This is a genomic window from Nocardioides panacihumi, assembly GCF_039530925.1.
Classification (GTDB): domain Bacteria; phylum Actinomycetota; class Actinomycetes; order Propionibacteriales; family Nocardioidaceae; genus Nocardioides; species Nocardioides panacihumi.
On the sequence record NZ_BAAAPB010000005.1, the window covers coordinates 227776 to 244724 of the forward strand.

Consider the following 16949-nt stretch of genomic DNA (forward strand, 5'->3'; position numbering starts at 1 on the left):
CGATGTTCGCAGCGGTCGGCGACCGGCTCGTCGTCATGGGGGTCCACGAAGGGATCCCGGCGCGGGACGGCGAGATCATCGAGGTGCGTCATGCGGACGGCAGCCCGCCGTACGTGGTCCGCTGGTCCGACAACGGGCACGAGTCGCTCGTGTTCCCGGGGCCTGACGCGCACGTCCAGCACTTCGACCACGAGGCGTGACGCTCGGCGGCGTTCGGATCCTCGGCTCAGACGACGTTCGCGCGGGTGGCCGGGTCGACGACGTCGGACACGAGGGCGGCACCACAGCGCGGACAGTGCTGCCGGACACCGTCGTCGAGCTCCTGCCCGCAACCGCACAGTGACGGCCTGCCCGCGGCGGGGTGGGCGGCGAGCCAGACGTAGCGGTCCGTGGTCATCGCACTCATCCCGTTCAGTGGAGTGTCGCTGTTCGAAGCGACCCGACCACTCCATGCTGGCCGCCGCGGCACGTCCGCAGCAGGGCCTCTCGTCCGGACTTCCTGGGACCTCGGTACGACGGAACCGGGACCTCCGTCTCGGGCCTTTCGGCGGGAAGCGCTGGAAACGGGTGGTGCCGAGGCTCCAGGTCCACGGCTCGAAGTCGACGCTCGACACACCCACACCTTCCACGACCGAAGCGTGCTGCTCGTCGACTCCTGACGGCATCGGGCTCGACGCCAGGCATCGTCGGCGAGCCGCTCGCCGCCGGCATCGCGCCCTTCGCGTCGTGTGACCGCTCAGCCCGCGACCACCGCGTCGGCGCGCCGACCCAGCCGCTCCTCCAGGTCCAGGACGGCGCGGGTGGTCCGGAGCACGCTGTCAGGGTTGAGGCTGATCGAGTCGATGCCGATGCCGACCAGGAACTCGGCCATGTCGGGATGGTCGGAGGGCGCCTGGCCGCACAGGCCGGAGTGGCGTCCGTTGCGCCGGCATCCCTCGACGGCGAGCTCGATCATCCTCTTGACCCCCGGATCCCGCTCGTCGTAGTCGAAGGCGACCACCTCGCTGTCGCGGTCGACGCCCAGGGTCAGCTGGGTGAGGTCGTTCGAGCCGATGGAGAAGCCGTCGAACCGCTGCGCGAACTCGTCGATGAGGATGACGTTGTTGGGGATCTCGCACATCGCGTAGATCTCCAGTCCGTTCCGTCCGCGCTCGAGCCCGTGCTCGGCCATCCGAGCGAGCACGAGGTCGGCCTCGTCCAGCCGCCGCACGAACGGCAGCATGACGATCACGTTCGTGAGGCCCATCTGCTCGCGCACCCGCCGGATGGCGCGGCACTCGAGCGCGAAGCCCTCCTCGTACGCCGGATGGGCGTAGCGCGACGCACCGCGGAACCCCAGCATCGGGTTCTCCTCGTGCGGCTCGAAGGCGGCGCCACCCAGCAGGCTGGCGTACTCGTTCGTCTTGAAGTCGGACATCCGGACGACGACGGGCTTGGGGTAGAACGCCGCGGCGATCGTGCCGATGCCCTCCGAGAGGCGCTCGACGACGTAGGCGCCGCCGTCGGGGTAGCCGCGGACCAGGTCGCGGATCCGCGCCCGCGTCGCCTCGTCGGCGACGCGCTCGGGGTGCAGCGCCGCCATCGGGTGGATCTGGATGGACTCGCTGATGATGAACTCCATCCGGGCGAGGCCGACGCCGTCGTTGGGCAGGAAGGACGTGCCGAAGGCGACGTCGGGGTTGCCGAGGTTGACCATGATCTGCGTGCGCGGGCGGGGCAGGTCGTCGATGCGATGCTCCTCGACGTGGAACGCGGCCGGCCCGCCGTAGACGCGGCCGGTCTCCCCTCCGGCGCAGGACACGGCGACCTCGGCGCCGTCCCGGATGGTCTCGGTGGCGTTCCCGGTGCCGACCACGGCAGGGATGCCGAGCTCGCGGGCGACGATCGCCGCATGGCAGGTCCGACCGCCCCGGTTGGTCACGATCCCGGCCGCGAGCTTCATGACCGGCTCCCAGTCGGGTGTCGTCGTCTCGGCCACCAGGACGTCGCCGGGGCGTACGTCAGGGAGCTGGTGGACGCTCGACACCACGCGCGCCGTTCCGATGCCGACGCGCTCCCCCACGGCGCGCCCGGTGATCAGGAGGTCGCCGTGGCTGTCGAGGACGTGCGTGGTCAGCGTCGTGCCGGACCGCTGCGACACCACGGTCTCGGGTCGGGCCTGGACGATGTAGAGCAGCCCGTCGAGACCGTCGCGGGCCCACTCGATGTCCATCGGCCGCCCGTAGTGGCGCTCGATCGCCAGCGCAGACCCCGTCAGCTCGAGGACGTCGTCGTCGGAGAGGCTGAACCGCGTCCGGTCGGCGTGCGGCGTCGGCTCGGTGAGGGTCGTGGACATCGACGACGCCCCGTCCCCCAGCACCATCCGGACCGCCTTGCTGCCGAGTCGGCGGCGCAGCACGGTGCGGTGGCCGGCCTCGTACGTCGGCTTGTGGACGCAGAACTCGTCAGGGTCCACCGTCCCCTGGACGACCAGCTCGCCGAGTCCGTACGACGAGGTGACGAGCACGACGTCCCGGAAGCCCGACTCGGTGTCGAGGGTGAAGATCACGCCGGAGGCGGCGATGTCGGAGCGGACCATCTTCATCACGCCGACGGAGAGCGCCACCTCGAGCTGACCGAAGCCCTGCGTCGCGCGGTAGTGCACGCCGCGGTCGGTGAAGATGCTCGCGAAGCAGCGCAGGACGGCGTCGACCAGCTGCTCCTCGCCGCTGATGTTGAGCACGGTCTCGTGCTGCCCCGCGAAGCTCGCCGTCGGCAGGTCCTCCGCCGTGGCCGAGCTTCGCACAGCGACGGCCACCCCGTCGCCGTACTCCTGCTCGAGCGTGCGGTAGGCCCGGCGCAGCGCATCGTCGAGGTCCGGCGGCAGGCCGGCGCCGTAGACGAGGTGCCGGGCCGCCCCGGCTCGTCTGGACAGGTCGGCGGGGTCGTCGGGTCGCAGGTCGGCGAACAGCTCCGTGAGCGGCGCACGGAGTCCGGCGCTGTCCAGGAGGTGCCAGTAGGCGTCGGCCGTGATCGCGAACCCGTTCGGCACGCGGACGCCGGCGGCGCCGAGCCGCTGGTACATCTCGCCGAGCGATGCGTTCTTGCCTCCGACACTGGCGATGTCTCCGACGCCGATCTCGGCGAAGCCACGGATGAGTTCCATCTTGTCCTCCTCGGTCAGATCTCTTCGGGAACCATGTCGATCGCACCCGAGGGGCACTCGGCCGCGCACAGCCCGCATCCCTTGCAATAGTCGAGGTCGATCACGTACTTCTCGCCCGGGCGCCCGATCTTGAGCACCGCGTTGTCCGGGCAGACGCCGTAGCAGTTGTCGCAGGAGAAGCACGTCCCGCACGAGAGGCAACGGCGCGCCTCGTAGAGCGCGGTCGTCGGATCGAGCCCCTGGACGACCTCGTCGAAGGTGGACTGCCGACGGACCGCGTCGAGCGTGGCCCGGTGCGTGCGCGGTGCGTCAGCGAAGTACCAGGTGTTGAGCCGGTCGAACCCGGCCTCCCGGCGTTCGGCATCCCGCGGCGCGGGCGTCCTGGCCAGCCAGGCGTGGATCTGCTCTGCGGCCCTCCGGCCGTGCCCGACTCCCACGGTCACCGACCGCTCGCCGGGGACCATGTCCCCGCCGGCGAAAACACCGGGGTGGCCAGTCATCAGGGAGTCGTCGACGCGCACGACCCCATCGGTCACGACCACGTCGGGAAGGCCGTCGAGCAGGGACAGGTCGGTGTCCTGGCCGAGCGCGAGGACGAGCGAGTCGGCGGCAAGGTCATCGACGACCCCGGTCGGGTGCGGGAACCCGGAGTCGTCGAGCTCCATCCGCTCGACGCGCAGGACGCCGTCGTCGGCCTGCTTGATGGTCGTGAGCCACCGGAAGAGCACCCCTTCGTCCTCGGCCTCGCGGACCTCGGTGTCGTGGGCCGGCATCCGGTCGCGCGTGCGTCGGTAGACGATGACCGCCTCCTCGGCACCGAGCCGCCTGGCGGTACGAGCGGCGTCGATGGCGGTGTTCCCTCCGCCGTAGACGGCGACCCGGCGGCCGAGCAGCGGCCGCTCACCCTCCTCGAGCCCGTGCAGCATCGAGACGGCGTCGAGGACGTGGGCGGCCGACCCTGCGGGCAGGTAGGCCCGCCGCCCGACCTGAGCGCCGACGGCCAGGAACGCGGCGTCGAAGCCCTCGATGGCCTGCCGCAGGTCGGTGACCGGGGTGTCGAGCTCGAGCCGGACGCCCAGGTCGAGGATGCGCCGGATCTCGGCGTCGAGCACGTCACGCGGGAGGCGGTACGCCGGGATGCCGAACCGCATCATCCCGCCGGCGCGCGGCGCGGCGTCCCGGATCGTCACCGCGTGACCCTTGCGGGCCAGGTGGTAGGCCGCCGACAGCCCGGACGGCCCGGCGCCGACGATCAGCACCGATCGGCCGGTCGGCGGCGCGTCCGGTTCGACGGCCCATCCGTGCCGGATCGCCTCGTCGCCGAGGAAGCGCTCGACCGAGTTGATCCCGACCGGGCTGTCGAGCTGGCCGCGGTTGCAGCTCGTCTCGCACGGGTGGTAGCACACGCGCCCCATCACCGCCGGGAACGGGTTGACCTCCATGATCCGGCGCCAGGCGCGCTCGTACCCGTCGCCGCCGTCCTCGGCGTCGTAGAGCCACGACCGGACGTCCTCGCCCGCCGGACACGCTCCGGCGCAGGGCGGCAGCAGATCGACGTACACGGGCCGTTCGGTGCGCCAGGAGCCGGTCTTGTTCGCCCGGCTCGAGCCCACGTCGAGCGTGATCGCGAACGGCTTCTCAGTCTCGGTCATCGTCAGCTCCTCGTGTCTCGGTCTCGTCCGGGCCGACGAGCCCGAAGCGCTCGATGTTGCGGTCGGCCTGCGCCTGGAGGCGGGCGATCACCTCGGCGGCGTCGTCACGTCGTGGCTCGGCGAAGAGGTGGGCGAACCGCTTCTGGCGTCGGAGGTACGCCTCGACCGGCTGACGCCGGCGGATCTTCGAGACCGAGGTGACACGGCCACGCTCCGCCTCGAAGACGGGGAAGAGACCGGTCTCCTTCGCGAGCCGGGCGACGTTGATCGTGTCGGAGGATGCCGATCCCCAACCCAGCGGGCAGGGCACCAGCACGTGGAGGTAGCGCGCTCCGCGCATCGTCATGGCCTTCTCGACCTTCGCCTCGAGGTCACGCAGCTCGGCCACGGTCGCGGTGGCCACGTACGGGATCTCGTGCGCCATCGCGATGAGCGGGACGCTCTTGCCCTGGCCGAAGACGTTGCCCGGCTCGGCGCCGACCGGCTTGGTGTTCGCCGTTCGCGCCGCCGGCGGGGTCGCTCCCGAGCGCTGGACACCGGTGTTCATGTAGCCCTCGTTGTCGTAGCAGACGAACAGCACGTCGTCGTTGCGCTCGAACATGCCCGACAGGCACCCGAACCCGATGTCGACGGCGCCCCCGTCGCCCGCCTGCCCGATGACGCGGATGTCGGTACGGCCCTGAGCTCGCAGCGCGGCAGCGATGCCGCTGGCCACGGCCGGGCTGTTGCCGAACAGCGAGTGGAGCCAGGGCAGCTGCCACGACGTCTCGGGATAGGGGGTCGTGAAGACCTCCAGGCAACCCGTCGCGTTCGCCGCGACGAGCTTGCCGCCCGTGGCGCGCATGGCTGCGTCGAGCACGTAGCGGGCGCCGAGCACCTCACCGCAACCCTGGCAGGCCCGGTGGCCCGACGTGATCGAGTTCGAGCGGTCCATCCGCGCTTGCACCGACCGCTGGTCCGGATCGAGGAGGCGGTTTCCGACCACGAAGGTGTCGACCTGGTAGAGCTTGATCTCCTGCTGTGCCATGGTGCATCCCCCCGTGTCTCAGAGCGTCCCGGAGCCGACGATGCCGACGTCGCGGAGCATCGCCTCGGCGTGCGGCCCGGGCACCGACGCGGCGTCGCGCCTGAGCTGGGCGTCGACCAGGTCGGATAGCAGTCCGAGGAAGTGGAGGCGCCCCTCCTCGAGCCGGTCGGACATCGCGTCGAGGAGGACCTCGCGGATCGCCGACGTGGTCACCGGCCGCCCGCCGAGCCCCGCGACCACGTCGTACACGACCGTGGGCGTGCCGGCGAGCGCCAGACGGGTGTTCTGCCCGACGATGCCTCCGGCTCCGACCGCGAAGGCGCGCTCGATGACGACCACGCGTCGCGCGGCCGCGAGCATCCTCCTGATCTCGTCGCTCGGCCACGGGCGGAAGCAGGTGACGTCGACGAGTCCGACCGCCTCGCCCGAGGCACGGAGCTCGTCGACCACGACCTCGATGGCGCCGACCTGGGATCCCAGGGCGACCACGACGGTCTCGGCGTCCTCGGCCCGATAGCTCCTGGCGAGGCCACCGGCCGAGCGACCGAACGCGGCCTCGAACGCGGTCGCGATCCGCGGGATCTCGTCGAGCGCCTCCATCTGCCGGGCATGCATGAGGTACTTGACCTCCGTGAACGCCTCGGGGCCGACCATGGCGCCGATGGAGACCGGATGGGCCGGGTCGAGCACCTGCCGGGGCTCGTACGCCGGGAGGAACTCGTCGACCGATGCCTGGTCAGGCACGTCGACGCGCTCGACGGCATGGGTGAGGACGAACCCGTCCATGCACACCATGACGGGGAGGGACAGCCGCTCGGCGAGGCGGAACGCCTGAACGTGCAGGTCGACGGCCTCCTGGTTCGAGCTGGCGTACAGCTGGATCCAGCCGGAGTCCCGCATCGCCATGGCGTCGGAGTGGTCGTTCCAGATGTTGATCGGCGCGCCGATCGCGCGATTGGCCACCGTCATGACGATCGGGAGGCCGAGGCCGGAGGCGTTGAACAGCGCCTCGGCCATGAAGAGCAGACCCTGGCTCGCGGTGGCGGTGTAGGCGCGAGCGCCCATGGCGGATGCGCCGATGCAGGCTGACATCGCGGCGAACTCGGACTCGACCATGAGGTACTCGCACCGGTCCAGCTCTCCGGTTCGCACCAGGTCCGAGAGCGCCTCGACGATGTGGGTCTGGGGCGAGATCGGGTAGGCGGCGACGACTTGCGGGCGACACAGGCCGACCGTCTCGGCGACGGCGAGCGAACCCTCGATCTGCTTCAGCATCAGACCCTCGTTCCGAGCTCCGGCACCGGTTCGGCGAGCCGGTCCGAGTGCCCTGCGGTCATCAGCTCGACGACCATCGACCGGTCGAGCTCGCCCACCGGCCTGACGGCTGCCAGCCGGCCCAGGTACAGGACAGCGATCCGGTCGGCCACCTCGAAGACGTCGTTCATGTTGTGGGAGATGACGATGACGGCCACACCTCGCTCGGCCAGGGCGCGGATCAGCCGCAGCACCACCGCGGTCTGGGCGACGCCGAGCGCGGCCGTCGGCTCGTCCATGATGACCAGCTTCGAGTGCCACAGCACCGACTTGGCGATCGCCACGGACTGCCGTTGCCCACCCGAGAGTGAGCCGGCGGGCTGGCGCAGCGACTGCACGGTCGTGACGGCGAGGGACGCGAGCGTGTCACGCGCTGCGGTCTCCATCGACTGCTCGTCGAGCACGAGATGCCGATGCTCCCGCTCCCTTCCCAGGAACATGTTCTGGACGACGTCGAGGTTGTCGCACAGCGCGAGGTCCTGGTAGACCGTCTCGATCCCGAGCGAGGCCGCATCGCGAGGGCTCCCGATGTGGACCTCGTGCCCTTCCCACAGGATCCGGCCGCCGTCGGGCGGGTGGATCCCGGCGACGCACTTGATCAGCACGGACTTGCCCGCGCCGTTGTCCCCGGCCAGCGCGGTGACCTGTCCGGCCGGGATGTCCAAGCTGACGTCGGTCAGCGCCTCGACGGAGCCGAACCGCTTGTCGATGTGCTCGAGCCTGAGCAGAGGCAGGGACGGTTCCACGTCGGCTCCTTCCTCGGGTGGCGCCCGACATCTCGTCGGACGGGCGCACTCCACGGTGGTCGCAGCGTCGAGCGCCGTGGAAGAGACGAATGACCGGACCCCGAGGGTCCATGTGCCCTGGGCACCTCGGGGCTTGGGACCAACGTCCGTCACGCCAGTGACCGAGGCCCACTTCGGCGGTGCCGCGGCTCGGCCACGCTGACAAGAGGGAAGTGGCGAGGCGTGGGGAGACCCGCGACGACCACCCATCACCGAGGAGGAACCATGCACACCCGGACCTGGCACGTGGAGATCTACCTCTACGAGGACGAGAACGTCACGCGCGCCGAAGCGGTGCTCCGCACCGACGTCGGCACCGAGCTCCGCCATCGCGGAGTCGCACGTCGCAACCCCGCGGACCGCGACGTCCCGGAGATCGGCGACGAGCTCGCGGCCTGCCGGGCCGTCACCGGGCTCGCCCACGACCTCCTCGAAGCGACTCTGACGGACGTGGCAGCCGCCGACCCCGAGCACCCCGCCGTCATCGCGGTCGACTGATCACGCGGACGACGACGAGGTGACCACCATGAACGAGCGTCCCACCCTGGCGAGCCACGGGCTCGGCCCCGGAAAGCACAGCCGACTGCGACGCATCCTCTTCGATCACGGTCTGCGCAACGGCACCGCCCTCTTCCTCCCCTACGACCAGGGCCTCGAGCACGGACCGCGCGACTTCGCCGCGAACCCGGCCTCCTCCGATCCGCGCTACATCCTCGACCTCGCGATCGAGGGTGGTTTCAACGGAGTCGTCCTCCAGATCGGCCTGGCGCAACAGTTCTTCTGGGAGTACGCCGGTCAGGTCCCCCTCGTGCTGAAGCTGAACGGCAAGACGGAGATCCCCTCCGACGCCGAGGCGCTCTCGCCCCTGAACGCGACCGTCGAGGAGGCCGTGCGGCTGGGCGCCGATGCTGTCGGCTACACGCTCTACGTCGGCACACCTGCACAGGAAGCGGACTTCGAGCAGTACCGCAAGGTGCGCGCGGACGCGGCCCGATTCGGGATGCCGTTGATCGTGTGGGCCTATCCGCGGGGCTCGGCCATCGAGGCCAAGGGGGGACGCGACTCGTTCTACGCGGTCGACTACGCAGCCCGGACCGCCAGCGAGCTCGGCGCCGACGTCGTGAAGCTCAACTTCCCGCACCCGGACAAGACCGAGCACGTCCCCGACCCTTACGGCACGGCCGTCTCGGCACAGCAGGCCGTCGACGCCGTCGTACGGTCGGCCAACCGGTCGCTCGTGCTCATCTCCGGAGGCAGCCACGCCGGCGACGACGCGATGTTCGACAAGGCGCGCCGCTCGATGGATGCCGGCGCGACCGGACTCATCTTCGGGCGCAACGTCTGGCAGCGCGACCGGGACGAGTCGATGCGGTTCGTGGCGACCCTGCGCAAGGTGCTCGAAGAGCACCCGAGCTCGGCCGGGTGATCGTGATGGACACAGCACTCTCGCGCATCGTCGTCGGCTACGACGGCTCGCCCGACGCGGACCTCGCCCTGCAGTGGGGCGCGCAGACAGCTCGCCGGCGTGACCTGGCGCTCGAGACCGTCATCGTCGTCAACGACCTCGATCCCGTCCTCGGCCACCACCACGAGCACGCCGAGCAGGCGGCGGCCGAGTGGCGTGAGCTCGCCGTCACCGTCCTGAGCTCCTCGGACCTCGATGACAGCGGCATCGCCGTCCGGCACGGGCCGACGGTCCCGACGCTGCTGGCCGCCTCCCACGGTGCGGAGATGCTGGTCGTCGGCAGTCGCGGACACGGTCTGATGACCGGCTCGCTGACGGGATCGGTGAGCCAGCACCTCGCCCGGCACGCCACCTGCCCCGTGGTCGTCGTACGACGGCCGCATCGTCCCGACTCCCGCCACATCGTCGTGGGCGTGGACGGGTCCCCCGAGAGCGACCGTGCGCTCCGGTTCGCGTGCGGGCTGGCACGCGCTCAGCAGCAGACCGTGTTCGCCGTGCACGGCTTCCACGCCGTCACGCCGGCCAAGGGCACCACCGACGACATCTTCTCCTCCGAGGTGGCCATCCGCATCGAGCACGCCGAGCGGCTCCTCCGGGACTGGGTCGCTGCGGCCGCGCGTGAGAATCCCGACGTCGAGATCCTCACGGAGTCGATCGCCGTGTCGCCCGTGCGGGCGCTCGTCGACTCGAGCGCGGTGGCATCGATGGTCGTCGTCGGGTCGCGTGGCCGCGACGCCTTCGCCGAGCTGCTGCTCGGGTCGGTGAGCCAGCGGGTCCTCCACGATGCCCACTGCTCGGTGGCCGTCGTCCGCTGAGCATCTCGTTCGAGTACCTCGTCGGCGGGACGAGGGCAGTGGCCACGGGACCAACGTCCCTCGGCTGATGACGCATGGCCGCATCGAGGCGACGGGCCCCGGAGAAGCATGACGAGTGGGCCCGAATCGGACCCCTGTCAGTGGACGCGCGCTGACCGCCGTACTCCTCGGCGGGGCCGCGTCGTCGGAGTGAACGAGCGAGCCGGCAGCGCCGGTCGAGAGGCGAAGGATCATGGTACGGATCGGAATCAACGGCATGGGCCGCGTCGGCCGGGCCTTCATGCGGCTCGCAGCCGGATCGTCGGATCTCGAGGTCGTCGCGGTGAACGACATCGCCGACACCCAGAGCCTGCAACGGCTGCTCCGACGTGACAGCACGTTCGGGCCGTTCCCCGGAGACGTTCGGGTCGCGGGCGAGGACCTCCTGATCGTGCGCGACGCGAAGGTGGCCGTCAGCCGCTACGCCGAGCCGAACCGGATCCCCTGGGCCGAGCACGGGGTCGATCTCGTCCTCGAGTCGTCCGGGCGGTTCCGCACCCGTGAGCTGGCCCGGGCCCACCTCGACGCGGGCGCCCACCGGGTCGTGATCTCTGCGCCCGGGAAGGGCGTCGACGCCACGATCGTGATGGGCGTCAACGACGAGACCTACGACCCCGACCACCACTACGTCGTGTCGAACGCGTCGTGCACGACCAACTGCGTCGCGCCGATGGTCAAGGTCCTGCGGGACGCCTTCGGGATCGAGCGCGGCCTCATGACCACCGTGCACGCCTACACCAACGACCAGAACATCCTGGACGGGCCGCACAAGGACCCGCGGCGAGCGCGTGCCGGCGCGGTCAACATCATCCCGACCACGACGGGCGCGGCGAAGGCCGTGGGAGAGGTGCTCCCGGACATGGCCGGACGGCTCGACGGGGTGGCGCTGCGCGTCCCGGTCGTCGACGGCTCGCTGGTCGACCTCGCCGTCCTTCTCGAGCGCGAGGCCAGCGTCGCGGACGTCAACGAGGCGTTCCGAGCGGCCGCGGAGACCGGCCCGCTCGCCGGGTTCCTGACCTACTCCGACGAGCCGCTGGTCTCCTCCGACGTCATCGCTGATCCGTCGTCCTGCGTGTTCGACGCGGGTCTGACGCAGGCCTCCGGACGCATGGTCAAGGTGTTCGGCTGGTACGACAACGAGTGGGGCTACACGTCACGGCTCGCCGACCTGTGCCGCCTCATCGGCAGGTCCGACCGCGGGCCGACAGCATGACCTCCCCGAGTCCGCCCCGCGCCGCGGACGTCCTCCTCTCCGACGGGCGCATCGCCTCGATCCGCCCGCTCGACGGCTCCGACCGGGCCGGCCTGATCGCGCTCCACGACGCGGTCGCGGACGAGAGCATCCGCCTCCGCTTCTTCACCCCGGGCCGCATCGCCGCCCACCGGTACGTCGACCACCTCCTCAGCGCGCCGGAGGATGCCGTCCTGACCCTGGTGGCGGTCGTGTCCGAGGAGCTCGTCGGCGTCGTGAGCGCGGAGATCCTCAGTGCCGACGCTGCCGAGGTCGCCATGCTCGTCGCGGACCGCGAGCACGGGCACGGGCTCGGCAGCCTGCTCCTCGAGCACGTGGCCGCCGCGTGCCGCAACCGGGGCATCCACCGGTTCGTGGCCGAGGTGCTCGCGGACAACAACGCGATGTTGCAGGTGTTCCGGGACGCCGGCTTCGACACGGTCCGGCACATCGACCGGGGCGAGGTCTCCGTCGAGATGAGCACCGAGGCCACGGCGCGAGCGGTCGAGGCCGCCGACGCCCGGGAGTCTGCGTCGGAGGCGCGCTCGCTGCGCCCCCTGCTCTATCCGCGGAGTGTGGCGCTCATCGGCGTGCGCCGCGACGGCAGCGGCCTGGGGCACGCGGTGCTCCGCTCCGTCATCGACGGCGGGTTCACCGGCAAGGTCCACGTGGTCCATCCCGATGTGCCCTCGATGGAGGGCATCACCACCGTTCGCCGACTGCGGGACATCGTCGACCACGTCGACCTCGCCATCGTGACCGTCCCCGCCGATCAGGTGGTGGCGGCGATCGACGACGCAACCGCCGCCGGAGTGCCGGCCGCCGTGGTCATCTCGTCCGGCTTCGGCGAGCTCGGCCCGGAGGGAGCCGACCTGCAGCGCAGCATCCTGCGCCTGGCACGCAGCCACGGCATGCGCCTGGTCGGACCGAACTGCATGGGCGTGACCTCGAACGATCCCGACATCAGGCTCAACGCGACCTTCACCAGCAGCGTCCCGCGTCCTGGTGGTCTGGCCGTCGCATCCCAGTCCGGTGGCGTCGGCATCGCGCTCCTCGACGCGGCGCGCCGGCACGGTCTCGGCGTGCACGCCTTCATCTCACTCGGCAACAAGGCGGATGTGTCCGGCAACGACCTCCTCAACGCGTGGGTCGACGACCCGTCGGTCACAGCCGCCGCCCTCTACCTGGAGTCGTTCGGCAACGCGCGGAAGTTCGCACGGGTGGCCCGCCGGTTCGCGGCGCGCAAGCCTCTGCTGGCCGTCGTCGGCGGCCTGTCGGCCAGCGGCCGGCGCGCCGGTGCCTCCCACACCGCGGCGGCCGCGACACCGGCGGTCGGCGTCGAGGCCCTGTTCGCCCAAGCGGGTGTCATCAGGTGCGACAGTGCCGAGTCGATGACCAGGACCGCGCTGCTGCTGGACCAGCAGCCGCTCCCCTCCGGCCGGCGACTCGGTGTGGTGAGCAACGCCGGCGGCCTGGGCGTGCTCGCCGTCGACTCCGCCGAGGCCGCCGGCCTGCTCGTGCCTGAGCTGTCCGGTGACCTTCGGGCCGAGCTGGCGACGCAGGTCAGCGTCACCGTCGGCACCAGCAACCCCGTCGACCTCGGCGCCGGAGCGACCGCCGGGCACATGACCCGAGTCGTCGACGGGCTCCTCGGCAGCGACGAGATCGACGTCCTGCTCGTCGTGCTCGTCCCGACCACCGTCGCAACGGCCAGTCCCCTGGTCGAGGCCCTCGGTTCGCTCCAGGCGCAGCACGCGGACAAGCCGATCGTGCTCGTCGGTCTGGGGGATCTCGGCGAAGGAGCCGGTGGCGTCACCGTCTACCACGCCCTCGAGCACGCGATCGACGCCATCACGCACGCCGTCCAGTACGCCGAGTGGCGACGCACTCCCCCAGCGTCGTACGCGCCGCGCGACGTCGCGCGGACCGACGCGGTGCGCGCCGTCGCCGCGAAGCTGGTCGACCCCACCCAGGACGCCGCCCGCTGGCTGCCGCCCGGCGAGGTGCACGACCTGCTCGACCCCTACGGGCTCGCGCCCGTCGGCCTCGTCGCCGAGGACCCGGACCAGGCGGCTCGCGCGGCCGCCGAGATCGGCTTCCCCGTCGTGCTCAAAGCGGCGAGTCCGGACATCGTGCACAAGACCGACCGCGGTCTCGTGCGGGTGGACCTCCGGACGGCCTCCGCGGTCACCGCCGGCGCCCGCGACCTCGCTGCCATCGTCGGCACCGAGCACACGGCGGTCCTGGTGCAGCCGATGGTCGAGGGTGTCGAGGTCGCGATGGGTGTCATTCGCGATCCCGGGTTCGGGCCGCTCGTCATGGTCGCGGCGGGTGGCATCGCCACCAACATCCTGGCCGATCGGACGTTCCTCCTCCCGCCCGTCTCCGCGCAGGACGCCGCTCGGGCCATCCGGTCGCTGAGGATGTGGCCGCTGCTCGACGGCTACCGCGGTGCGCCCCGGGTCGACGTCGCCGCCCTGGAGGGGATGGTCGTCTCCCTCGCGGAGCTCGCCCTCGACGTCCCCGAGCTCTCCGAGCTCGACCTCAACCCCGTCTTCTGCCAGCCGGGCGGCGCCGTTGCCGTCGACGCCAAGGTCGCGCTCCGCCCCGCCTCCACCGACGACGACGGCGTTCCCCGACGGCTCCGCGACCCGGCCTGACCCCGACCCTCCGCCAGGAGCCACCCCATGACCGCCACTGCGCCACGCTCCGGGTCGCTCACTCCGGCAGCACCGTCCTCACCCGACGACACCGAAGCCGAGGCACGTGAGGACCAAGCACGCCTGCTGGCGACGCTGCGGACCTCGCTCGACGGCCTGGCGCAGCGTGAGGCAGCTCGTCGGCTCGAGGTCGACGGCCCGAACGCGCTCACCGCCCACCGGCGGTCCGGACTCGCGGCCGAGGTCGTCAGTCAGCTCGTCCACCCGCTGGCGGCGCTGCTCTGGGTCGCCGCGGCGCTGGCCGCGGTGAGCGGGTCGGCTCCCCTCGCCGGCGCCATCGTGGTCGTGATCCTCCTCAACGCCGTCTTCGCGGTCATCCAGGAACGCCATGCGGAGCGGGCCGTCGAGGCCCTCTCGAGCTACCTGCCGGCGACCGCTCGCGTCGTGCGCGACGGATCGACCAGCGTGATCGCCGCGCGCGACCTGGTGCGTGGCGACATCATGCGTGTCGCCGAAGGCGAGAGCGTCAGCGCTGACGCGCGCGTCATCGAGGGCAGTCTGCGTGTGAACATGTCGATGCTCACGGGCGAGTCGGCACCCGTCAGCCGCACCGCCTCGCCGCCCCGTGAGGTGGGCCCACCGATCGAGGCCGGCAACCTGTTGTTCAGCGGGACGACGTGCACGCAGGGCAACGCGGTCGCCGTGGTGCTGGCGACCGGCATGCGCACGGAGATCGGCAGGATCGCCGCTCTGTCCCAGCGCGTGCGGACCGAGGACTCACCGCTCGAGCGCCAGGTCAAACGCGTCGCGAGGATCATCGCGCTCGTCGGTCTGGGCCTGGGTCTTGCGTTCGTGCCGATCGGCACCCTCGCCGCGGGCCTGCCGCTGCAGGACGCCGTGACGTTCGCCATCGGCCTCCTGGTGGCGAACGTGCCCGAGGGACTCCTGCCCACCATCACGCTCGCTCTTGCGGTCGGTGTTCGTGTCCTCGCCCGCCAGGGCGCGATCGTCAAACGACTCTCAGCCGTCGAGACCCTCGGCTCGACGAGTGTCATCTGCACGGACAAGACCGGCACGCTCACCCTCAACCAGATGCAGGTGCAACGCACGTGGACGCCTGGCGGGACGGTCGATCTGGCGGGCGGTGAAGCCGCGGACGAGCGCAGCCGGGACATGCTGCGCGCAGCGGCAGCCTGCACCGACCTGACCACTCTCGGCGACGGCATCGTCTCCGGCGACCCGACCGAGACGGCACTCAGAGCAGCAGCCGAGGCAGCCGGGGTCGCCGACACACCACAGCGCCTCGCCGAGTTTCCGTTCGATCCGGAACTGCGCCGCATGACGACGATCGACCGAGACCCGAGCGGCGTGTGGGCGCACACGAAAGGCGCCCCCGAGGACGTTCTCCCGCTCTGCTCGTACGTCGACGGCGGGCCGCTGAGCGCCGAGGAGCGCGACCACGTCCTCGCGATGGTCGGCACCTGGGCGGCGACCGGACTGCGCGTGCTGGCGATCGCTCGCCGTTCTCTCGACGGCGCCCGGTCGGGGTCTCCGCGAGATCACGTCGAACGCGATCTCGAGCTCCTGGGTCTCGTCGCGATGATCGACCCGCCTCGTCCCGAGGTCCGCGACGCCGTCGAGCGCTGCCACCATGCCGGCATCCGCCTCGTGGTCATCACCGGCGATCACGCGTTGACAGCGCAAGGCATCGCCCGCCGGGTCGGCATCGGTGCGGACGACATGCCGCTCATCACCGGCCGCGACCTCGACGCGATGTCCGAGCGCCAGCTGGATGCCTTGTTGACCGAGCACTCCGAGCTCGTCTTCGCCCGCAGCTCCCCCGAGGCGAAGCTCCGGATCGCCGACGCCCTGCGCAGCCTCGGACACGTGATCGCCATGACCGGCGACGGCGTCAACGACGCGCCCGCACTCCGGCGAGCCGACATCGGGGTCGCCATGGGGAGGTCCGGCACGGACGTGGCACGCGAGTCCTCGACCATGATCCTGACCGACGACAACTTCGCCAGCATCGTGTCAGCGGTCCAGGCCGGCCGCCAGGTCTACGACAACGTCCGGAAGTTCATCGTCTACATCTTCGCCCACGCCACCCCGGAGGTCGTCCCGTTCCTCCTATACGCGCTGTCCGGCGGGCGCATCCCCCTTCCGCTGACCGTCATGCAGATCCTCGCGATCGACCTGGGCACCGAGACCCTGCCCGCCCTGGCCCTGGGACGCGAGCCGGCGGAGCCGGGCCTCATGGACAAGCCGCCGCGGCGCCGCACGCAGAACGTCATCGACGGACCCATGCTCGCCAGGGCCTGGGGGCTGCTCGGCGGCACGTCCGCGGTGCTGGTGACCGGCCTGTTCCTCTGGACCCTGGTCGACGGTGGCTGGAGCCCGGGTGACGACGTCAGCAGGGGTCCGCTGCACCACCTGTGGGAGCAGGCCACGACCATGACGTTCCTCGGGATCGTCGCGTGCCAGGTGGGCACCGCGGTCGCGGCCCGCACCCAGACCGCGTCCCTGCGCGAGGTGGGCCTCACCACCAATCCGATGCTGCTGTGGGGCATCGCCTTCGAGCTGGTGTTCTCGGCTGGCGTGGTGGTGGTGCCACCCCTGCAGCGGCTCTTCGGGACTGCGGTCCCGTCGCCGTGGATGGTGCTGGCCCTGCTGCCCTTGCCGCTCGTCACGTGGGGGGTCGACGAGCTGGATCGCGGTCTTCGACGCCGGCGACGGTCGCTGCGAACAACCGTCGCGAACGACTGAGCGCAGGACGGCTCCGACGCCGGAACGGTGTCGGGGCGCGGGCTGTCCGG

General features: G+C 71.2%; 13 protein-coding genes. 7 read left to right on the top strand and 6 right to left on the bottom strand.

The features are described 5' to 3' along the window. Positions 1–2: 2 nt before the first annotated feature. Positions 3–200: a DUF1918 domain-containing protein gene (locus ABD205_RS20050; protein WP_344047959.1), complete on the top strand. Its 198-nt coding sequence runs from the start codon at positions 3–5 to the stop codon at positions 198–200. A gap of 26 nt (positions 201–226) precedes the next feature. Here the strand turns inward: ABD205_RS20050 and ABD205_RS20055 are convergent, their stop codons facing one another. The 6 genes from ABD205_RS20055 to ABD205_RS20080 all read right to left on the bottom strand — a co-directional run bounded on the left by ABD205_RS20055 (position 227) and on the right by ABD205_RS20080 (position 7884). Then, positions 227–406 carry a hypothetical protein gene (locus ABD205_RS20055; RefSeq protein ID WP_344047960.1) on the bottom strand — a complete coding sequence of 60 codons (180 nt, stop codon included), beginning with the start codon at positions 404–406 and terminating at the stop codon, positions 227–229. 330 nt (positions 407–736) lie between these two features. Continuing rightward, the gene (ppsA, locus tag ABD205_RS20060) at positions 737–3145 is read right to left on the bottom strand and encodes a phosphoenolpyruvate synthase (protein WP_344047962.1); all 2409 of its coding nucleotides are present in this window, start codon (positions 3143–3145) and stop codon (positions 737–739) included. A 14-nt stretch (positions 3146–3159) separates the two neighbouring features. Then, complete coding sequence (locus ABD205_RS20065) at positions 3160–4797, bottom strand: NAD(P)-binding protein (protein WP_344047963.1); 1638 nt, start codon at positions 4795–4797, stop codon at positions 3160–3162. Next, the gene (locus tag ABD205_RS20070) at positions 4784–5824 is read right to left on the bottom strand and encodes a thiamine pyrophosphate-dependent enzyme (RefSeq protein WP_344047965.1); all 1041 of its coding nucleotides are present in this window, start codon (positions 5822–5824) and stop codon (positions 4784–4786) included. The genes ABD205_RS20065 and ABD205_RS20070 overlap by 14 nt, the downstream gene beginning before the upstream one ends. An 18-nt stretch (positions 5825–5842) precedes the next feature. Then, positions 5843–7099: a transketolase C-terminal domain-containing protein gene (locus ABD205_RS20075; protein WP_344047967.1), complete on the bottom strand. Its 1257-nt coding sequence runs from the start codon at positions 7097–7099 to the stop codon at positions 5843–5845. Next, positions 7099–7884: an ATP-binding cassette domain-containing protein gene (locus tag ABD205_RS20080; RefSeq protein WP_344047969.1), complete on the bottom strand. Its 786-nt coding sequence runs from the start codon at positions 7882–7884 to the stop codon at positions 7099–7101. Before ABD205_RS20080 ends, ABD205_RS20075 begins: the two co-directional genes overlap by 1 nt. A 264-nt stretch (positions 7885–8148) precedes the next feature. Between ABD205_RS20080 and ABD205_RS20085 the strand changes: the two genes are divergently transcribed. From ABD205_RS20085 to ABD205_RS20110, 6 genes are all read left to right on the top strand, one after another. Next, the gene (locus ABD205_RS20085) at positions 8149–8421 is read left to right on the top strand and encodes a DUF1876 domain-containing protein (protein ID WP_344047971.1); all 273 of its coding nucleotides are present in this window, start codon (positions 8149–8151) and stop codon (positions 8419–8421) included. Positions 8422–8449: 28 nt separating this feature from the next. Beyond that, positions 8450–9349 (top strand): class I fructose-bisphosphate aldolase, encoded by a 900-nt coding sequence (locus tag ABD205_RS20090; protein WP_344047973.1) that lies wholly within the window; start codon positions 8450–8452, stop codon positions 9347–9349. Between the two features lie 5 nt (positions 9350–9354). Then, positions 9355–10203 (top strand): universal stress protein, encoded by an 849-nt coding sequence (locus ABD205_RS20095; RefSeq protein WP_344047975.1) that lies wholly within the window; start codon positions 9355–9357, stop codon positions 10201–10203. A 229-nt stretch (positions 10204–10432) separates the two neighbouring features. Then, a complete protein-coding gene (gene gap, locus ABD205_RS20100) occupies positions 10433–11455 on the top strand; it encodes a type I glyceraldehyde-3-phosphate dehydrogenase (RefSeq protein WP_344048215.1) in 1023 nt (340 codons plus the stop codon). Continuing rightward, positions 11452–14133, top strand: coding sequence for a bifunctional acetate--CoA ligase family protein/GNAT family N-acetyltransferase (locus ABD205_RS20105; protein WP_344047977.1), 2682 nt, complete (start codon positions 11452–11454; stop codon positions 14131–14133). Before gap ends, ABD205_RS20105 begins: the two co-directional genes overlap by 4 nt. Before the next feature lie 27 nt (positions 14134–14160). Beyond that, positions 14161–16899: a cation-translocating P-type ATPase gene (locus tag ABD205_RS20110; RefSeq protein WP_344047979.1), complete on the top strand. Its 2739-nt coding sequence runs from the start codon at positions 14161–14163 to the stop codon at positions 16897–16899. Positions 16900–16949: the final 50 nt, after the last annotated feature.

Bases quoted from the DNA above. Each gene is read 5' to 3' on its own strand.
- ABD205_RS20095 (WP_344047975.1), top strand. From the start codon at position 9,355: ATGGACACAGCACTCTCGCGCATCGTCGTCGGCTACGACGGCTCGCCC.
- ABD205_RS20050 (WP_344047959.1), top strand. From the start codon at position 3: ATGTTCGCAGCGGTCGGCGACCGGCTCGTCGTCATGGGGGTCCACGAA.
- ABD205_RS20090 (WP_344047973.1), top strand. From the start codon at position 8,450: ATGAACGAGCGTCCCACCCTGGCGAGCCACGGGCTCGGCCCCGGAAAG.
- ABD205_RS20070 (WP_344047965.1), bottom strand. From the start codon at position 5,824: ATGGCACAGCAGGAGATCAAGCTCTACCAGGTCGACACCTTCGTGGTC.
- ABD205_RS20075 (WP_344047967.1), bottom strand. From the start codon at position 7,099: ATGCTGAAGCAGATCGAGGGTTCGCTCGCCGTCGCCGAGACGGTCGGC.
- ABD205_RS20085 (WP_344047971.1), top strand. From the start codon at position 8,149: ATGCACACCCGGACCTGGCACGTGGAGATCTACCTCTACGAGGACGAG.
- ABD205_RS20065 (WP_344047963.1), bottom strand. From the start codon at position 4,797: ATGACCGAGACTGAGAAGCCGTTCGCGATCACGCTCGACGTGGGCTCG.
- ppsA (WP_344047962.1), bottom strand. From the start codon at position 3,145: ATGGAACTCATCCGTGGCTTCGCCGAGATCGGCGTCGGAGACATCGCC.
- ABD205_RS20110 (WP_344047979.1), top strand. From the start codon at position 14,161: ATGACCGCCACTGCGCCACGCTCCGGGTCGCTCACTCCGGCAGCACCG.
- ABD205_RS20105 (WP_344047977.1), top strand. From the start codon at position 11,452: ATGACCTCCCCGAGTCCGCCCCGCGCCGCGGACGTCCTCCTCTCCGAC.
- ABD205_RS20055 (WP_344047960.1), bottom strand. From the start codon at position 406: ATGAGTGCGATGACCACGGACCGCTACGTCTGGCTCGCCGCCCACCCC.